The 19,029-nt window shown below is 64.2% G+C and carries 12 protein-coding genes; all 12 read right to left on the reverse strand.

Annotated elements, in window-relative coordinates; genetic code table 11:
- Positions 1 to 67: 67 nt before the first annotated feature.
- Complete coding sequence (locus tag AC3WP6_RS17010; RefSeq protein ID WP_492628867.1) at positions 68 to 3,559, reverse strand: LPD1 domain-containing protein; 3,492 nt, start codon at positions 3,557 to 3,559, stop codon at positions 68 to 70.
- A gap of 53 nt (positions 3,560 to 3,612) precedes the next feature.
- Positions 3,613 to 3,915 carry a hypothetical protein gene (locus AC3WP6_RS17015; protein ID WP_492628868.1) on the reverse strand — a complete coding sequence of 101 codons (303 nt, stop codon included), beginning with the start codon at positions 3,913 to 3,915 and terminating at the stop codon, positions 3,613 to 3,615.
- A gap of 54 nt (positions 3,916 to 3,969) precedes the next feature.
- Positions 3,970 to 4,377 (reverse strand): hypothetical protein, encoded by a 408-nt coding sequence (locus AC3WP6_RS17020; protein ID WP_492628869.1) that lies wholly within the window; start codon positions 4,375 to 4,377, stop codon positions 3,970 to 3,972.
- On the reverse strand, positions 4,361 to 5,641 hold the full coding sequence (locus AC3WP6_RS17025) for a hypothetical protein (RefSeq protein ID WP_492628870.1): 1,281 nt from the start codon (positions 5,639 to 5,641) through the stop codon (positions 4,361 to 4,363). The genes AC3WP6_RS17020 and AC3WP6_RS17025 overlap by 17 nt, the downstream gene beginning before the upstream one ends.
- Before the next feature lie 145 nt (positions 5,642 to 5,786).
- Entirely contained in the window at positions 5,787 to 6,947 is a 1,161-nt protein-coding gene (locus tag AC3WP6_RS17030; protein ID WP_492628871.1) for a M23 family metallopeptidase, read from the reverse strand.
- A 13-nt stretch (positions 6,948 to 6,960) separates the two neighbouring features.
- Complete coding sequence (locus AC3WP6_RS17035) at positions 6,961 to 8,163, reverse strand: hypothetical protein (protein WP_492628872.1); 1,203 nt, start codon at positions 8,161 to 8,163, stop codon at positions 6,961 to 6,963.
- 9 nt (positions 8,164 to 8,172) lie between these two features.
- Positions 8,173 to 9,309, reverse strand: a complete 1,137-nt coding sequence (locus AC3WP6_RS17040) for a hypothetical protein (protein WP_492628873.1) — start codon at positions 9,307 to 9,309, stop codon at positions 8,173 to 8,175.
- 1 nt (position 9,310) lies between these two features.
- Positions 9,311 to 10,009, reverse strand: a complete 699-nt coding sequence (locus AC3WP6_RS17045; protein ID WP_492628874.1) for a hypothetical protein — start codon at positions 10,007 to 10,009, stop codon at positions 9,311 to 9,313.
- 65 nt (positions 10,010 to 10,074) lie between these two features.
- Positions 10,075 to 10,917, reverse strand: coding sequence for a hypothetical protein (locus AC3WP6_RS17050; protein WP_492628875.1), 843 nt, complete (start codon positions 10,915 to 10,917; stop codon positions 10,075 to 10,077).
- Positions 10,907 to 11,455, reverse strand: a complete 549-nt coding sequence (locus AC3WP6_RS17055) for a type IVB secretion system protein IcmW (RefSeq protein ID WP_492628876.1) — start codon at positions 11,453 to 11,455, stop codon at positions 10,907 to 10,909. Before AC3WP6_RS17055 ends, AC3WP6_RS17050 begins: the two co-directional genes overlap by 11 nt.
- 57 nt (positions 11,456 to 11,512) lie before the next feature.
- Positions 11,513 to 17,317, reverse strand: coding sequence for a strawberry notch C-terminal domain-containing protein (locus AC3WP6_RS17060; protein WP_492628877.1), 5,805 nt, complete (start codon positions 17,315 to 17,317; stop codon positions 11,513 to 11,515).
- A gap of 93 nt (positions 17,318 to 17,410) precedes the next feature.
- Positions 17,411 to 18,685, reverse strand: a complete 1,275-nt coding sequence (locus AC3WP6_RS17065) for a hypothetical protein (protein WP_492628878.1) — start codon at positions 18,683 to 18,685, stop codon at positions 17,411 to 17,413.
- Positions 18,686 to 19,029 lie beyond the last annotated feature (344 nt).

Genomic DNA, 19,029 nt, shown 5'->3' on the forward strand with positions numbered 1-19,029 from the left:
AGTGCCAGTGATGCGCTCGGCCGCAGCACTCACGTCTTTCTGGAACTGGCGGCATGCATCGGCCACCTCACGGCTCCAGCTGATCCGCGTCCTTGGTCGCCTCATTCACCGCACGCAGGCGATACTCGGCTACCAGGTCATTGAAGAGTCCAGCGAACCGCTGGCGATCTTCTCCGGCCGGGTTCGGGTTGCCAAGTTCGTTGGTGAGATGACGCGCCTCATCGGAACCGTAGACAAGGTAATCGCTACGCACGTCGAGGCCTTCGAGGCGATCGCTGACGTACGCCGCGCCCGCGCGCGCGAACAGCTCGCGCGGGGTTGCCCAGTACGGCGAGCCACGCTGTTCGTCGAGCTTCTTGGCATCCTTGAGGAACTGTGTGTCGCGGGCGTTCGCGTGCGAGAAGCCTTGCGGCATCGGCATGTTGAGATCCCGCAAGGCATCGACCGTCGCGCTCGCCGCCATGTTCGCGACCAGGAACGACACGTTGGCGCGGATCTGCGACTTGTACTGGGAGAACACCTTCTTCTCTGGATGCCGGTCTTTCAGGTGCTCCATCAAGCTGTCGACCTGCTCCCGCACCCTGTTTGCAGTGATCGCGCCGTACCCGTAGGCATCCAGTCCCGTCTTGGCGAAGTCCGGATCGTTGCGATGCTGGTGGACCACATTGTGGGCGATGTCGTAGAACTTCTCGCGCAGCGCATCCGCCTCGATCTTCACCAGATCGGCCAGAGCTTCGCGGGGAGCTTGTGGCGACGACGCCCAGCCGGCGATGTTGCTCACCGTCTTGTCGATGTTCGTCGACGTCGCTGCGTCCAGCTCGTCCATCGTCATGCCCTGGCGCACCAGGCCCTGCTTCACCGGCACCATCGCCGCACCGAACGTACCGACCCGATGGCTCAGGTCGCTGGCAAAGCTCTTGCCGTCTCCCATGTGCCAGTCCAGCCCATGGAACCACTCATGCGCCAGAGTGCCCGCACCTTTCATGCGCGTGAGGTTGATGACCTCGCGCGCCCCTTCGAAATGTGCAAGCGCGGCGCCCTTGCCGCCGGTGCCGCGTGCGCCGAAGGCCACGGCGAGCCTGCCACCAAACGAGAGCGCCTTCGGCGGCAGGTCCAGCGCCTGCGACAGATCCATCAGACTGTCGTAGGCCATATTGACCGTCTGCTGCCGCTCGTCCTGCGGCAGCCAGTTGCCGAACTCCACACCCCGGAACCCGAACTGTGCCAGGAGGTCTTCCGCGGCGACATCGCGGCCGTGACGCCAGTCCTGGCCCTCGCGCACCACCTTGTCCAGGTGCGGGCGATGCAGCTCTTCGTTCTGTTTCGCCTTCGTGTCGCGCTGCGCCTTCTCTTCCGGCGTCAGCGACTTGCCGCCACGGATCAGGTGGCTCCAACTTCCTTCGGATTCGTCCTCCACCGATCCCACGTACTTGCGAATCGCGCGGCTCACCGCGCTGGGGAGGGGCGCGCCGTAGCCGTAGCGGTCGATCCCTCCTTCGTAGATGGAGTTGGCCGCCTTCCGGCCCCATTGGAACTGAACCGGGGTGGACCAGACCTTGAAGCTTCGTGACTCATTGGGCCGATCCAGCCCGGCTTCGTACAGCGCCGCCAGGGCCGTCCGGAAGTCGGCCAGCGTCTTCACGTCGGCCAGGTGATCGCGCGCCAGGCCGATGGCCTGGATGTACAGCGCGTCCGTGTCGCCGCTGCGCCCGCGATCGGGGCTGGTGGACAAGGTGTCTTTCAGCACCTTGATGGCCATCGCTGCTTGCGCGGTGACGCCGCTCTCGCGCATCGCCTCGTAATCGAGCGGTGCCCACACGTTGCCCTTGTTGACCAGCGTGTCGCGCTCACCCTGGGTCATGATCTCCAGATCGTCGACCGTCATCGCCCGCTTCGCGTAATCCTTGCGTGCACCACCGATTTTTTCGCCCACATCCTCGATACGGCCGCGCTCGATCGCGTCCGTATCCACCGTGGGGTCAGCCCCACGCATCTGCTCGGCCGCCTCCTTCAGCGACTGACGCGCCATGCTGATCGTCTGCTCGGCCAGGATGCCGTGCCCATGCTCGATCAGCCCTGTCAGCGTTTGGCGCAAAGCCGTCATCGCCTCTTCGGGCATGTTCGTGAAGCGCTGGATCGTATGGGCCAGCTCGCGGGCGAATTGCGCATCCATCTCCGCCAGCGGCAGCGCCTTGTACTCCCCACTTTTGTCGCTGCCGGGCACCATCAGCGTGGACGACATGCCGTACAGCTTCGCGTGGGCGTAGCTCACAGCGGCGATCTTCTCCACCGCTTCGTTGATGGACCGCCAGAGTGTGTCCACGTACGGTCGCTGGGCTTCACCCGACGCCTGGACCTGCTGCGTCCGCATGAAGTCATCGAACTCAGCGAGAGATACTGCCACCAGCTGATCTTCGGCGAAGGTCTTCAGAACGTCCAAGCTGGTGATCTCTAACGCATCACCGTCGGACTGCTCATGCATACCGTAGATGCGGTCACCGTCGTTGAACCGGCGCACAGCCTCGTCGATGCTGGCCACCGACTCGCCGCGATCCTGCAGAAGCGCGTCCTGCACGTCGGTGGCCAGCTCGACGCCGGGGGCGGCACCGTGTGGCGCAGAGCCCTTTGTGGTCAGCAAGGTATGCCATCCGGCTACCCGAGCCTCCAGCCATGGCTTCAGCGCTTCGACTTCGCGTAGCGCCGACACCACCAGGCCACCCTTCGGGGAGCTGCCGTACAGGAGACTCGGCAACTCCGCCATGATCTCCGGGCAGTAACGCACATCCTTGACCGCCACGACCTGGTTGCCGCTCGTCACCCACAACGGCGCTGCATACGGCAGATCCACCCGTTCCAGATCCGCCGCCGCATGGCCATCGGCGACGGCCGCCGCCTTCGAGGTGTAGAAGCCGATCAGCGCATTGGAACGGTATCCGGCCTTGTCCAGGCGATCCGGCAGGTATCCCGACTCGATACGATTGAAGTTCCGGTTGTGCGCCGCGCCCGTGGGCTTGAGATCCCCAATGCGCACGGCATCCGCCCAAGACGCGGCGTAGGGATGCTGCTTGGGCACCCACACCCCCACCGCTTCGTGTTTCAGCGTGGTGGTGATGAAGCGTTCCCACTGTGCGCCCACTTCCGGGTTGAGGTCGTGTCGGATCGCGACCTCGTTCACCGGCATCGGGCGAAGGTCGGTCACCTCGGCGCCAGGCACCAGGCGCTTGATCTCGCGCAGCGAAAGCGACTGGCGCCCCGAATAGAACCGCGAGAAGATCCGCTCCGGATCACTGGGGCTCCGTATGTAGGCAGGTTGCAGGCCGAAACCCAGCGCGTGCATCGCTTCATGCAGCCCTTCGCGCAACGCCCGGCGCTCGCTGCCACTGATGCCTTCGTGCCAGCCCACTGCACTCTGATAGAGCGCGTCGTCGCGAATCTCAAGCACCGTCAACGCGCTGCCGCGCAAGGGTGAGTTGGGCAACACCCGAAGGGCCACGCCGAACCGGCCCAGATCGAACCAGTTGATCACCTTCTCCGGCTCTTGCTTCAACACTGCGTTCATGACCTACCTGCTCCTGATGTTCATCCCCACCGATCTGGACCCCCGATCAGCCGTTACACGGTGCCGCGAATTCGCGCGGCTAACTCGCGGATTTTCGGCATCAGGTACGTGTCACGCACACGCTCGACAACGCAGCATGACCCGCGGTGCATCTCTTCCCAACGCCTGCACCACGAACCATAAAGTTCCAGCATGTCGTGGAACTCGTAGATGTTCTGTTCGAGCGAATGCTTGTCGTCCCACCGGAAAAACCAGTAGCTCTCCAGCCCCGCTTGACTCATGTCGCGCAGTTCTGCATTCCCGCTTTCGACCAAGCCATCCAGCACACCGCGCAATGCTTCTTCTGTCACTGCCATCTGTGGAACCTCGTCTACCTCATCACACGGTGGCCAGCCACGCCGCCGCGTGATTCAGGCGTTATGCGCCGTACCCACGTCTATCCGAACACGGGGAACCTGCGCAAAATCGATCATGCGTCGCGCGAACAAGCGCAGTTCCGACGGTTGGCCGTCGAGCAACACGTTACGCAGCTGCCCCAGCGTCTGCGTCTCGCGCGCCCACTCAATTACGAGACACGCGGTCGCGCGGTGCTGCTCTTCCCAGCGCACGCCAAGCTCCAGCGTGAGCAGAAAGACTTTCTCGTCCGCAGGTTTGGCCAGGTACGCGGTGACGTAGCTGCTCGCATCCGCATACTCGGCGTGGATTTCGCCCCACTCCTGATCGGCGATCGGGATGACCCGATAGATCACCCACTGCGTAAGCCACTGCAACGCCTTCTCGGTATTTTCGAACAGCATCAAATCAGGGCGCTGGTTCACTGACTGCCTCCTTTTCCGCGCCGGCTTTGCCGCGCAACATGGTGGTGAAACCGCTGACCATCTCCCGCACTTTCTCGATGATCTTGGCGACCGCCGCCTGCAGCTTCTGCAGATGGGTTGCGTCCTCGCCATCCAGCAGCGGGACATGCCCCGCCTTCTCGAAGATCCGGTCTTTCGCGTCGTCAACGCGATCCTTGTAGTCCTCGAAATACTCATTGCCCTTCTGCTCGGGCGCGAGCATTTCTTCCTGTGCCTGTCCGTACTGGCGCACGAAGCCGTCGATGGCCTTGTTCATCGCCTTGCGGTGATCGGCCGCGTCCGGCGAGTTGTGATAGGCCTCGACATAACGTTCATGCAGTTCGTGCATCTCGCCGCCGGGTTTCATCTTGGCCATGACGTCTTCGACCGACATGCCGGTCTCGCGGGCTTTCTCTTCGATGGCCTTGCGCACTCCCGGCATCTTCCCCACGGTCCAGAACGCCTCCTGCGCAACGGCATACCGCTGAGCCTGGTCTTCGATCTGGGACACGCGGTACTCCGACAGGCGTGGCAACACCATCGGCCGGGCCTGTCCTGGCTCATTGGGCAGCGGTGCGCCAGCCTCGTTGTCCGCGCGCATGGCTTCGATGCCCTTGCGCAGCGCACCCATGGACCCCTTGAGCACGCCGCTCAACAGGGACGCGCCAGCACCCAACGCGCCCTGCGTTATCTGCGCAGCCTCCTGCCCGAGATTGGACTTGGCAACGCCAAGCGCGACGGTGCCCGGCGTGGGCTTGCCCTGGCGAATCGCCTCCACTGCCTCGGCGATATTCTCCGGGCTCACCTCGGACTCGGCACCATGGCCTTTCTTTGCGTTGACGGTCGCTGCCGCGCGCATCAGGGAATCGAACTGCTCACGACTCATGGTGACCGTTTCGCCCTGCGCCGGTGCCGCTTCGGCTGCCGGAGCCGCCTCGGCCGCGCCGGCCGCCTGCGGCTCCGACGCAGGCTCCGGCAGTGGCGCCGCGTTGGCTACCGGAGCCAGCGGCTCGGCGGTGTCCAGCGCCTTGAGGCCATCCAGCGCCGCGACCACCGCCTCGTGCGCCGGATCGAAGCGCATGGCCGATGTATCCGGCTGGCCGTGGTACATGGCCAGCGCGCTGAAGAACTGATCCTTGAGTGGCGAGTCCGGCGCCTCGCCCGTAGGGGCGCTCACCACAACCTCGTGCCTCGACACGCCCAGCTCGCGTGCCCTGGACTCGATGGCCTCGCGCACGCCCGCCATCGTGGCGCTTTCCCAGAGCGGCGGGCGCGCCGTCGGCGGCACATCCTTCCCCGGCTCGGCACGCTTGCCCGGGTTGGACTTGAAGGTCGGCAGCGATGCCAGTTTGTTGTCGTCCTCGTACTCGTTGCTCATGACGCGACTCCCGTTACTGAATCTGTTGGCTGATGCTCTGGCGCACAGCGGCTTCCTGCGCCGACTTCACCTGCTCACGCATGCGAGCCATCTTCAGCGACTCGTACACCGCAAGCAGCGCTTCGATGCGCGCACGCTTCTCGTGAATGGCCTGGGCCAGGTAGTTGCCCACGCCGACCGCCTTGAGGTAATCCACCCACAAGGCGCGGCTATCCACCTTCGTGATCGAGGCATTCCAATCGGCTGACGAAAACCGCCGATTCGCTTCGGTGAGCAGCATTTCGCGGCGCGACATCGTGTCGTAGTCGCCGATCGGCGCCTGCGGCAGCGAACCGTAGCCACTCACGTCCGACAGGACACCGCCCGCATTGCCCGCTTTCCCAGCGGCAAGGGCCAGCGCAGCGTCCTGGTTCGCGGCTTCCACTTGGCCCACGGAAAACTGTGTGCTGGAGGCGGGCACGCCCCCAGGCGGCGGCACCGAACCAAACAGCTTTTGGTACTGCGCCTTGGTATCGCCGCCCAGGATCGCCGCATCTTCCGGATGGCCATCCTGGATCGGGTAGGTCTTGCAGAAAAACGGCGAAGGATCGGTCTTCCAGCCGATACCCGACTGCCTGTTGAATGCCGACGGCAACTGGCCAGGATTGAACGGCCCTTCCGCGGCGCTCGCGGGAAAGGCTTTCGCACGGGCTTCGTCTTCCTGTGCCACGCCGTACACGAAGTGCAGATGCCTCGCCATGCCACCCACGGACCCGCCGCCGGCATTGGTGTTGCCCGAGATGCCGATCAACTCACCCGGTGTCACCGTCGCGCCCTTCTCAATGCCCGGCGCAAAACCCGACATGTGGTAATACGCCACGATGTCGCCGTTGCTGCGCTTGATCAGGACCGCATTGCCTGCACTCCCGCGTGGTCCCACGAACGCCACCTTGCCCTCGGTGACCGAGTACAAGGCTACCTGCGAGTTGCTGGTCGAGAAGTCGAGACCATCGTGCATGTGCGCGGCAGCATTGCTGGAGCCAAAATTCGCCGCTCCACCAGCACGGAACTTGCCGAACCGACCCGACACGACCTCCTTGGTCGTCGGCGACACCAGGCAACTCTGCGCAGCCGCCGACGAGGCCATGCCTGCCATCGCCAGGACGGCGATGGCGTATGCGCAGCGAGTCGTCATACGGCGCATCACGTTACTTCACCTGCTGCATGACCGCGGCCCGCTCGGACTGCTGCTGCACGGCACGCGACTGCGAAAGGGCCGATGACTGCCGCACTGCGTTCGCAACCAGCGACGCCAGCATGGCTTCCATGCGCTCGTCCGAGCGATAGGTCTGCCCCTGCATCGACAGATCCAACGCTTTGATCTTCAGAAGTTCCACCAGCAGGCCGCGCTCGTTCTGCGCGGTGAGCACGCTCGCCCACTTCGCGGATTCCGGGGCGTTGCCGCCGTAGCGCTTGACCTCGTTGTCGTAGTACGTGGCCAACGGCAGATCCGAACCACCCTCGGCCGTACTGATCCCAGAATAGTCAAGTTTGATCGACTCCAGTGACACCAGTGCGGGGGACATGATTGCGTCTTTCCTGGCCTTGGCCAGCTCGTACGCGGCGACCGAAGCACGATCGCCCGACGCGCCGGTCGGCAAGGGGCCGTCCGGCAACCCGACAACATTGTTGATGAAGCCGGTCTTGGCTTTGTAGAGCGATTCGTTCTCCATCGACGGCGTGAAGAGCGTGGCGACGCTCAAGTCCGCACCGGCCAGCGACTGGCCGCCGCTACTGGTCGCCGTGCCCATCTTGCACAGCCCCGAGGCGGCCTGGTCGGCCGTGCAGAAGGGCTCGTGATCCTTCAGCTGCTGCTGCTGCGCCTCCAACGGGTCGCCGTAATGACCTGGCGCGGCCTGGATCTCCGACTGGATGCGCGTCGGTAGATCCTGGTGCACGGCCGCCGCGCGATCCGTGATCGCCTGGCGCGTCGCCGTCACGACGCAGGGCGCATAGCCTTGCCCGAATTCCCCGCCATAGTCGAACCGCGCTTTCGCGATGCGCTCATTCTGCGCAAGCGTGTTGAGGCCTGCGGCCGTCACCTGTGCCACATTGTGGTTGGCCGTGGCCAACTGGTTCGCGACGAGCGCCTTCTGCTTCGTCAGTACAGCAATCGCAGAGGTCAACCGCTGGCTTTCGTTGGAGAGAATCAAGGACAGCGAACGGTCCACCGACTTCACCACTCCCTTCAGGCTCGTCGTGGCCGCCGCAAAGGTAGGGTCCACCAGCTGCTCGATGAACTGCGGTGGGCACATCGCCCACACCGCCGGAGCCAGCAGCAGGAACCCTACAAAAGAAGGGCCTTTCCACCGTTGTCCCGCACTACGGGCATCGTATTCAGGCGTCGTCATCGTCATCCCTCACTGAACCTGCGACGACACTTGGTCGCGCATCGCCTTCTGCTGATCCTCGGCGGTTGGCCCCTTCACGTTGTCCGCTTCGGCCAGCAACAGCGCCGCCAGTCCCGCCTCCAGGCGCTGGCTCTGCTGGTACTGCTGGTGGTGAATCCACACCTCCAGACCGCCCATCTTCGCGGCCTCGACGAGCAGGCCGCGCGGGCTCTGCGCGGCGATCGCGCTGGCCCACTGTTCGGCTTCCTTGCCGCCAAAATACTGGTTCACTCGGAGTGTCAGCACTTCGTTGGCCGACTTGTTCCCGTAAGCCGGGGACTGCGTGTTGGCAGCGGCGATACGGGCAAGCGAATACCCCGGAATCGAGAGCAGAGCCTGCTGGCGATTCACCGCCGCCAAGTAAGCCTGTCCCTGTGGGGTCTGCCCGACCGACGCAGGGATCTGCGCTGCCGGTGATCCCAGCACATGCTCAATATAGGCATCACGCGCCTTGTCCTGGAGGGAGCCGGGCGCAGCGGCCTGGAAGAGCAGCGAAGCATCCGTATCGCCACCGGGAAGCTGGCTCAATGTGCACAACCCGGCCTGGGCCTCAGACGACGTGCAGTAATTCTGGCGATGGTTGTCCAGGCGCTCCTGCATCGCCCGGGACGTCGATGGCGCCAGGCGGCCGGGGGCGGTGTCGAAAGTGGTCATACGCGCGGAAGCCGCGGCAGGAAGGCTGTCGAAATACTGGTCCAGCGTCTTCTGCTTCGCCCCCGTACCGCAAGGATCGTAGCCCTGCCCCATCTGCGGGCTGTAATCGAGGTAGGCCTTCGTCACCTGCGCGGTTTCACGCTGTGCCGCCACAGCATTGACGAGTTGCTGTCCGGACTGCATGCCTGCGGTGGCGATCGTGTTGCCCGCCAGCGCTTCCTGCTTGGTCGCTACAGCCACGGCAGAAATGGTCTGCTCGAACTGCTGCGTCATCGCGTTACCGAACGAGGTACCAAACGCCGTGATCGATCCGCCCACCGAGCTGGCCAAGGCAGCGATCTTCGCATTGACGTAGGCCTCGGCAGGGCCACCACCGTAAATGGCCGCATGCGCAAGGCCGGTGCCCGCAGCAGCCATCCCCATCATCAAGCCATAGCGTTGCCAGCTCTTCATGTCACTGTCCCGTCAGCATCGGTTGGCGGCGGTCGGTCACCTGCTCGACCATGGAGTTCGCCGCGATGGATGCGGAGGCAGCGGCATCCAGCTGCGCCGCTTGAGCCGCGGCGCAGGATGTCGACTTGCAATCGATCGCCGCATCGGCGCGCACGTCCGTGAGCATGGCCGCGTAGGCGTACCCGGCCAACTCGCCTTCCGGCGAAAGGGTTTCCTGCCCGAAAGCACCGGCGTAGTTCTGGTCCCAACCCTGCATGCCGTTGGGGGTCAACGTGCACAAGCCCGCCTGAGACTCGCTCACCGTGCAGTACGTCGCACGATGCGTGGCGAGGAGTTGCTGGTTGGCGAGGGCCTGCGAGCCCACTCGCGTGGAACTGTAGGTCGCCATCAGGCGCCCCGTGTCCTGCGCGCGTTGCTGGTCCGTCTGGACGGCCAGCTTGCCGTCGGCCTGCGCAATGCACTTGATGGTGTCCGGTTGCCCCGTGAGCATGCTGTACTGCACGGCGGCATGCGTCAGCGCATCGCTCATCTCGATCGCACCGATCGCGGCAGCCAGCGTCTGCTGGGACTGCACTTGCGACTTGCTGACCACGTTCGCCGAGAGAGCCGACTGCTTGACCGAGACCGCCCACGCCGACGTCTGCTGCTGGCCGTCGGTCGCCATCGTTTTGGCCGAGGTGGTTTGCGCGAGCGCGCCCACGCTCACGAGCATGCCCGCTGCGCCCACAACAGCCCACAACATGGTCTGCTTCGTCATGGCTTTCCTCACTTGAGCAGGTCCAGAAGGCGCCCAGCCGTAGAGGAGGGCGGCTTCGGCGGGGGCGCGGAAGGCGGCGTGTTGCTTACGCTCACGCCGGTACCGGACATGACCGGCACACCCGAAGTCGTCGTGCCGGTCTGCACCGGCCCGGTCGACGCGTTGAAACTCGATTGATTGGCCCCGAACGAGTTGGCATTGACCGAATAGCTGCCGTTCGTGGTGGCATTGCTATTCCACGCCGACCCCAGGTTCGGATCGATCGTGGACATCTGTTGACCGAGCATGCCATTGATGCCCGACGCACCGTACTGCCCATTGACGCTGGTGATCGCCTGGTTGAGCGGCGTCGTCACCTGCGAGGTGACCTGACCCACCGCCTGGCAGACTTGCTGCTTGGCATACTGCATCACCGCCTGCTCGGCGGAGGAGAGGATCGAGCCTAGCGTCGGAATCGCGAACGACAAATCGAAGAGCTGGGAGAGCCCCGTAAAACAGTTGTTGTTGACGTTGAACAGCGCGTCGGTGTTCGGTCGCACGCTGGCCAACTGCAGGTGAGCGTTCTGCGCCTGCTGGATCGCGTAGCCGATCGTGCCCGGCTGCGAGCCGGTGGCGCATTGCTCCGCGTCCTGCTGGATGTTCGAGGCAATCACCGACTGCTGCTGTGACAGAAGCGCACTGTTCGCGCCCGGGTTCGGGCTGTTGTTGCTCGAACCGCTGCTGAAAAGGTTCGTCAGCGACGAAAGCAAGCCACCGGAACTACCCGTGTCCTGCGCATGCACAGCCGTGGCGATCGCGATGCCCAGCACCGCGCCCAACGGCCACGTAACTCGACGCCAGTCAGTACGCATCGGCGTAACTCCCCATGATTTGCATGATGTGGTTCAGCCGTTTGGCCGAAAAAATCTCGGCCAGGAGCTGCGCGTGGCCCAGTGCCTGGAGGCGCCGGTTGAGCACCGACAGCCCGACGGACTCGGAAACGCGCTCACTGGAAAGCAGCTTGCCGAGATGCGCGGCGAAGGTCTCGTTCTTCTCGGCGATGAAGCGCAACACGTACACCGAGCGCGCCGTCGTCAACCGGGCCAGCAAACCGGCCACCGCCTCGGTAGCCCGATGGAAGTCACCAGCATGCGCGGTCACCGCCCATTCCAGCTGCTGCAGGAACGCCTTCACCTCGAACTGCTCGCTGGCGTCGGAATTCGGTGCATTCAAGCAGTAATCCACGGCCCACGCGTCCTGTCCGTCCAGCGAGGACAGGTACTGGACCAGCTTCGGCGAGCCGGAGCGGCGCACGAAGTGCCCAAGCACCCCGAACTCCGAGAGATCCATCGCCTCGACCGGTGCCGCTCCGGGCACCTGCCGGGGCGACGTCTGCCCTATGTCAACCATAGCCTATCCACACTTTTTGATGGACTGATTTGCATTGTAGCTCAGAAAACGATGGTGTCACGAAATGGCGCTGGCCAGGTCCTCCGACTCCAACCCTTGCTGTCGCTCCCTCTCGTACCGTTCCTTGAGCGTGGACAGGATCTCGGCATTGGGCTCGGGGATGTAGAACTTTCCGACGTGCCGGTTCGCCTGCAGAGCCCGCAGCAGGGGCTCCAGCTGGCTCATGTCCAGGTAGGCGGACATCGACTTGCGGGTGCCCTGCAGCTGGAGGCCGAGGCCCGCCGCCGAACTGTCGCTGCCGATGTCGAAGATCCGGCCATCCTTGAGCAGCGGCCCGGCCTGGGCTACTGACCCGGGCGTCGTCAGCGTCCACTGCAGGGAACGGCCGTTGCGGTTGTTGCCCCGGGAAAGGGTCAACGAGACCCCATCTCCGGCGAGCATTTGCTTGACCGCCGAGTCGTAGATCCGCAGTTCCGGACTGGTGATCCGCATCGCGTACTCGGTGTGCCGGGGATCGAGGTATTCGCGCACGTAGTCGTAGGCCTCTCGGGCATCCAGCGCGATCGGAATGGCTTTCACCATCTCCGGCGTGACGCTGCCACGCAGCATCACCGCACGCTGGCGATTGCCCTCCGCGTCGGTGTAGAGCACCGGCATGCCGATGCCTTCGTGGGCGGCCAGCTCGCAGGCGCGGAAGATATTGCCCTGCAGGACCAACTGGCTGCGCGTGAGCACGCCGTCGGGCACTTCGTCGTAGACCTTCAAGGCCTTCTCGACGCGCCACTTGTCCCCAGCCTTCCCTAGCCGCGAAGGGTCCAACGGCGCGACGTTGGACCCGTACAAGCTGTTCTCCTGCGCACGCAGGGTGGCCAGCGACATATCCTGCAGACGCTCGTCGCCCGGGAAAGCCACCCGCAAGCGATACTGCGAGAGCAGGAACCAGTCCTCTCGATCCTTGGGCATGTCCACGGCCGTGACGTAGCCCACGCGATCCCCCTTGATCGGGTCCTTGTAGGTGATCTGGATGCCAGGTCGCAGGCTGGGGAGGTTGCGGATCAGCCAGTCGGCGCGCTCCTTCGCATGGATCGCGCCGACCAGGCCATCCTTGCGGGCCGCGTCTTCTTTGACGCCGGCCAGGAGGTCATCGACCGGCTCCAGGCTCTGCCGCAACTTCAGTGGCAGGTTCCCCCGGATGAAATCCTCACGCCCCGTTTCCAGCGTGTCGGTGAAGTTGCGCATCGTGCCGTGCGCTTCGACCAGAGGGTGCTTCTGGAATGAAGCGAACCCGGCCGTGACCATCTCGATCAGCTTCGGCGAGCGGATCGGGTACACGGTCTCCTCGTAGTGAAGCGTCGCCATCGTGACCGGCTCGTCGAAGGAACTGGTCGCCGTGTGCAGCACGCCCGTATTCAGCTCCTCCTCCTTCACCACGGATGCGCCCCACTCGTACACATCCACCTTGAACGGGTTGATGCCCTGCTGCTCCAGCACTTCTACCGTCCCCACGAATCGCTGCGACAGTTCCTTGAGCACACTGCGCTGCTGATCAACCGGCAGCATCATCAGGCGCCCCATCAGCTTGTTGATGTACGGCGCCTCGCCACCCTCGCCCCTGTTGGGCTCGTCACCGGCATCAGTGGGCAGATCGATGTCCAGTATCCTCGCCACGTCCGGATGCTCGTAGAGCCAATCCAAGGCCACCTTATCGCCGACGTGGTTGAGGAGATCCAGGTCCTGCTCGCTCATGTCCGCGTTCTCGCGGTTGGACGTGGTATTGGCCGACAATTTCCGCAGCTTCGCGTTGTGCATCATCGTCAGGCGCGACTCGGCCGGGAGGCCGGTCAGCAGGCTGGCGATGATCGGCGGCACCACCTGATCCTTGCGGTTCACGCGGCCCAGCCACTGCAGGAACTCGGCGATGTTCGCCGCTCGCTGCAACACGATGAATTCGCGCTGCCGGGTGTCCGAATCGGCGAAGCGGTTCGTTGCGTGCAACGAAATGCCAGTGGACCCGGCGCGCGTGATCACGATCGCGTCGAGGCGGCCGTTCTGGAACCCGGCCACGTTCGCAACCGCATCCGCTTTCGGATGGAAATGCACGTCCCACTTGGACGCATCGAGCAGGTTGGGCCTGAGCGACACCGTGCGGCCGGATACCTCGCCCATCGTGTAGCCGTGATCGGCCAGACGCTTGCCAAGCATGTCGAGCGGTGCCAGCGGAAGATCCGGAAACTCGCGGATCAGTGCGCGCACCTTGTCGCACTCCTCGTGCCATTCCTTGCTCTCCGGCACTTCCGTCGTGTAGTCGCCGTAGCGCTGCATCACCTTGATGGTGCCGATGCGATCCAGCATCAGTTCCAGGAGTTCACGGAACTGCGGCGGTTCATCCAGCACCACGTTCCGCAGCGCGTTGGCGATCCGCATCGCCAGCGCGTCCCGGCGCTCGATGTCCGCGGCCTTGATGCCCGGGCCCAGCGCCTTCAGCTCATCCAGCTCCTCCTGGTCGCTTTCCAGACCCAGGCGACGCGAAAGCACGGCCAGCAGCAACGCCTGCCCCGTGTTCTCCACCGCGAAAACCGGCTTGCGGCCGTTGGCCAGCCCCTCCAGCGCCACCTGCAGGCCTTCTTCCATCGACAGGCCCAGCAGAAACTGGCGGTTGATGCTGTACAGGCGCGAGCCGAAGTTCATGCTTGTGGCGGCCATGCGCTGGCCCTGCCGGTCGCGATCCGGGATGTCCTCCCAGTCCTTGATGTACTGCTTGTTGATAGCCGCCACTTCCTTCGCCACGTCGCCCGACAGGAACGACATGCGCGAGAGGATGGCCGAGAGCCTGTTGGCCAGCTCGACATTGACGGCTTCACGCTCCACCGAGGGGTTGTGCGTGTGGAACGTCAGCTGACTGAAATCGTGCTCACGGCGAATCAGCACGCCGTCGCGCGCCATGTTGGCGGAGATGGCTTCCTGCAACGCCTCACCGCCACGGGCGAGCGTTTCAGGCAAGGTCTTGAGATCCACCGACTGCGGGAAGATCTTGTTGTAGACCGCGAAGTTCTTCACGCCCTTGAAGGGAGTAGCCGAGAGGTAGACCACCGAATCGCTGTTGGCCACCGCTTCCTGGATCGTCGCGCCGAGATTGGACTCACCCGAAGCCACATGGGCTTCGTCCAAGGTCAGCATGCCGTTGTTGCGCACCAGGCTCGTGAGCAAGGCTGATTTCGGATTGCGCTCGTAGGCGCGGGCGAACTGCGAATAGGTGGCCAGCACCAGGTCCGTGCCTTCCGGCACTTGGCCCGTCGCGATGGCGGCCTTGCGCTCGGGCGCTTTCGTGGCTGGGAAGCGCACGGCGTCTTCGGTGCCGAACTGCTTGACACTCTCGCCGTCGTTGAAGATGAAGACCTGCTTGAAGAGGTCCCCGCTACCAATGTCGTCCAGGTCGCGGAAAATGTCGGTGAACAGGGACGGCGCGATCGTCACGAAGATCGGCATGCGGCCGTTGAGCTTGGCGTAGCGCAGCATCGCGGCGCCGAAGCGGCCCTTGCCGAGGCCGGTCTGGTCACCGTTGGTCGCACCGCGCCCGTCTTCCACCGCGCGGATGGCCAGGCCGATGGCGTCGACCTGCTCCGGGCTGAAGTAGTGGGACAACTCTGTGGGGTCGTATTGCAAGCGCTCGGCCACGTAGTCATCGATCGGGCCGAAGCGCTGCTCCAGCGCATTGAGCGCGGCGTATGTCGCACCGGCCATGTTGATCGGGATCATCGCCGACGGTTCGCCGGCCTTGGACGCCGCCTGGTAGGGCACCTGGAACGCGTTGGTTTTGCGCTCGACCAGAACCGGCGGAGGCGGAGCATCGCCATTGGCGGGCGCCGCCTCCGCCCCAGATGCCGCCGAAGCCGCCTCATCGACACCCACGGCGGCATCTGCTGACGACAGCTCGGGGTGGTCGGCCAGCACCGCCTGCGGTACCGGCTGACCCTCGGACAGCGCCTTGCGCACGACGTCAAGGTGCGTCACGGGCAGCGACAAGCGCGCCTGTATGACGTCCACTTCCTCGCGGCTCAACGAAATCATCTTCGCGTGGGCCAGCGCGAGCTGCTGTTCGTCCGCCTCGCGCACGCCGTAGGCGAGGAAGGCCAGATAGTGTGCGCGAGCTTCCGCTTCGTCCACCGCCAACTCGCCACCGACCGCGTGCGCTGCGTCCCACTGCGCGTGGGTCATGTGCCACGGCGGCACGGACGTGTCAAAGGCTGGGTGCCCGTCCAGCGCCGGGCTCGGGTGGCGAACCACCGCCGGGGCGTCGCCCTCCACGATTGCCGCCACCGCGTCGAAGAGGTCAGCGTCCACACTGATGCGGTCTTCCGCGGATAGCGCTGGCTCTGGCGTGGCGTAATGCTCGATCGTGCGCTCCGCCCACGACCACAGCTCGTTGTAGTCAGTGATGATCGGCAGCTTGTCTGGCACCGGGACGTTCTGCGCCGGTACCGGACGGCGATCACCCACCACAATCACGCGCACGTTGTACGCGGAGCCTTGGCGGGCATACAGGCGACCATCCACTTCCGCGAAACCGTGGATGGCGTAGTGATCGTGGAGGTAGTTGTAGAACCCCTTGCTCGCGCCCTTGATCGTACCGTCGGACATGGGGCTGTCCGCGCCCAGGATGAAGACGGCACGCCCGCCGTCCTTGCGCTCGGCGAGCGCGCGCAGCGCGATGTAGTGATCCAGCTTGGTGACACTCTTCATCGTGCCGAACGGGCGCGCGGCGGGCATCGTGCCGAACGGCGGATTGGCGATCACGTAGTCGAAACCTTCCGGCATCTCGAACGCTTCGCGGAAACGCAAATGCACGGCATCACCGTGCACGGCCGCGATTCCCGGCTGTTGCTGCAGCGCCTCGAAGCGCTGACCGTCCAGCTCCACCGCGCAGCGCTGCACGTCGCTGGACACCACGCACGTCAGGCCAGCATTGCCTGCCGTGGGTTCGAGCAGGACCTTGCCCGTCGTGTTGTCGCGCCCAACCAGAAGATGCTGGACCAGCACCGACAGCGGCAAGGGCGTCGAAAACTGCTGCATGGCAATCGACGTCGCACTGCGCATACGCGCCACCGGCAGGCCGTAGTACAGGCTCTGCGCGCGATCGAAGGCCTCGCGCGACGGGCCCTGCCCGCCGGATTCGTCGAGGAACACACGGTAGCTGGCCGCTTCCAAGGCTTCCTGCAGCGCGAACATCTGCGCATCGCTCGGATCACCGTCGGCGCGTATGCCGTGGATCACCCGTCCGAACTGCACCAAGTCAGACCACTGGGTCTTGCTGCCGCCGCGGACGCGCTGGAAGAAGCCTTCCGCGCACGACGCCAGATCCGCATCGCTCGGGGCGCGCAGAAAGTCGCTTGCGCGCAGGTCCTGCCCCTGGCGGGAGTCTTCCGTCACCAGGTGATTGTCGCCGTAGCGAATGAATCGGCCGGCGGCCGACTCGAAGACGCGGGCGCCGTCCTTGTTGAAGCCCAACTCCTGCGCGCGCAGCATCAACGCGTTGACGTTGGCGGCGAATTTCGCCTGGATGCGCTCACGGAACACCGCTTGGATGTCGGCGGCTTCCACTTCGATCTGCGGACAACGCTCGATGCCAATGGCGCGAGCCAGCGCCTTGGCGGGAAGGCTCTGCTCGTCGCCGAGCAGCACGTAAATATCGCGGTCGTACTTCGGCGCGCCGCTCAGCGGCGCAAAGCCGACCTCTCGCAGCTGCGCGGGATTCGCGCGGCTGTCCATATCCAGAAGAATCAACCGACGGGTGCCGTCGGCCATACGCTGATCGCCCAGGTAGAACCCATGGGCAGACAAATCGACCCAACGCTGCTTTGCCACGGAATTGGCCTCTGTTTCGCACATCTACCCCAAGAAAAAGGCGGGCATCCCTGCCCGCCCTGATCGTCACCCAACCATCACGCTCAACCCGCCTCAAAAAGGTGCGGCATCGGAGTCGTCGATGTCAGCCAACACCGGCTCTTCCTGCTCGGCCACCGGTGCCTCGACCTCGGCTTCGTGCTTGGCCTCGGCCGCCACGTCGAGCTTGAGGTCGTTGAACTTCTTGGCCTTGGCGTACATCGCCTCGGGCGAGGCGAACACAGCGAAGGGTTCGCCGTCGGTATGGCGCTCGAACGCGATCACGGTCGGGATGAAGCCCGAGGTTTCACGCACCTGCTCGGCACCGGCCGGTTCCTTGATCGTGTACGCGGCCAGCTGCGGGCGATCCTTGTCCTTGAGGTAGGTCTGCCGCGACTTCGCGCCGAAGTCGATCTTCTCCAGGCTCACCACCTGCACCTTGATCGCGCCTTCCTTGACGCCGTAGTAGAGGTTGCGGATGTCCGCCACCACGTTGTCGGCCGAATTGAACACCGGCTCATCGGCACCGGTCAGACCAGCAATCAGCGCACGAGCGGTGTCGAGCTGGCGATTCTGGAAGTCGTTGTTGCCCTTCTCGCCGCTCTGCAGCGACGCCAGCGTGGTTTCGGCGTCGGTCTTGCGCATGACGTCCTTGTGCTCGCCCGTGGCCTGGTCGAAGACCTTCGTGGCCGTGGTCGCCGGATACACGCGGGCGTTGGCCACCACCTTGCCGTTGTACTCAGCACTCAGAATGACGAACGGATCGCGGGCACGACCTTCGGCGTCCGCGATGGCCAGGCCTTGCAGGAGATGCGTCTGCACGTCGGCACCGGTCACGGCCGCCGCGCCACGGATCATTTCGACGTAGGCCTGCGCCTTCTGGTGCTTGCCGCCGACTTCGATCGCATCGCGCAGACGCACATGCGCCAGGCCCTGCATCACTTCGGACGCCGGATTGGTGCTCATGGTCTTGGGCCAGTGCGCACGGTATTCCTTCACGCCGTCCTTGCTCGACACCAGGCGGGCGTCGTCGAACGAGATCAGCCGGATGTCGTTCTTGGCCTTGTCGCCGATCGACTCGCGGTGGTTCTCGCCCGACAGGTACTGGGACTTGATCTTGTCCTCGTTTTCCTTCGGATTGTCCTGCTGGCGTTCCGCCACGGTGTTCAGGCGCACACGCACCTTCTCACTCGGGTTGTTGACGGTGTGGCCCACGGCGTAGTGGAAGCCATCGGCCGGGGTCTCGTAGTTATCCACCACGAGGAAGACGCGCTCGGCCTTCGGGCCACGGGGGGTGTTGCCAGCCGGACGCTGCGTGCGCTGGCCAACCTTGCTCGGATCGAAGCTCATGGGGCACCTCTACATATAGAGAAAAGAAGCCGCTCAGCGGCGGACTGAACACGTCAGGTGGCGTGCACGCGGCGACTATATGTCTTGGTGCTTGCATTGGTCAATACCAAGAACCATACTTTTCACTTGCAAAACATCATCTTATATAGAATCATATCGTCATGCGTTTCTAACATTTGACAAGAAAAGCCGGAAGTAGGGACTTTTTTGGATGCCGCCAAGATGATGCACATCGACAGTGATATGGCTATGCTGGTATCGCAACTCCCGCTCAGGGGCGGGAATGCATCCACACCGAAGGCACCGGGACAGCCGAATCCCGGCCCGCTGCACGAGATGTCGGC

The sequence above is a fragment of the Rhodanobacter sp. FW106-HT46G03 genome (genome assembly GCF_058789895.1).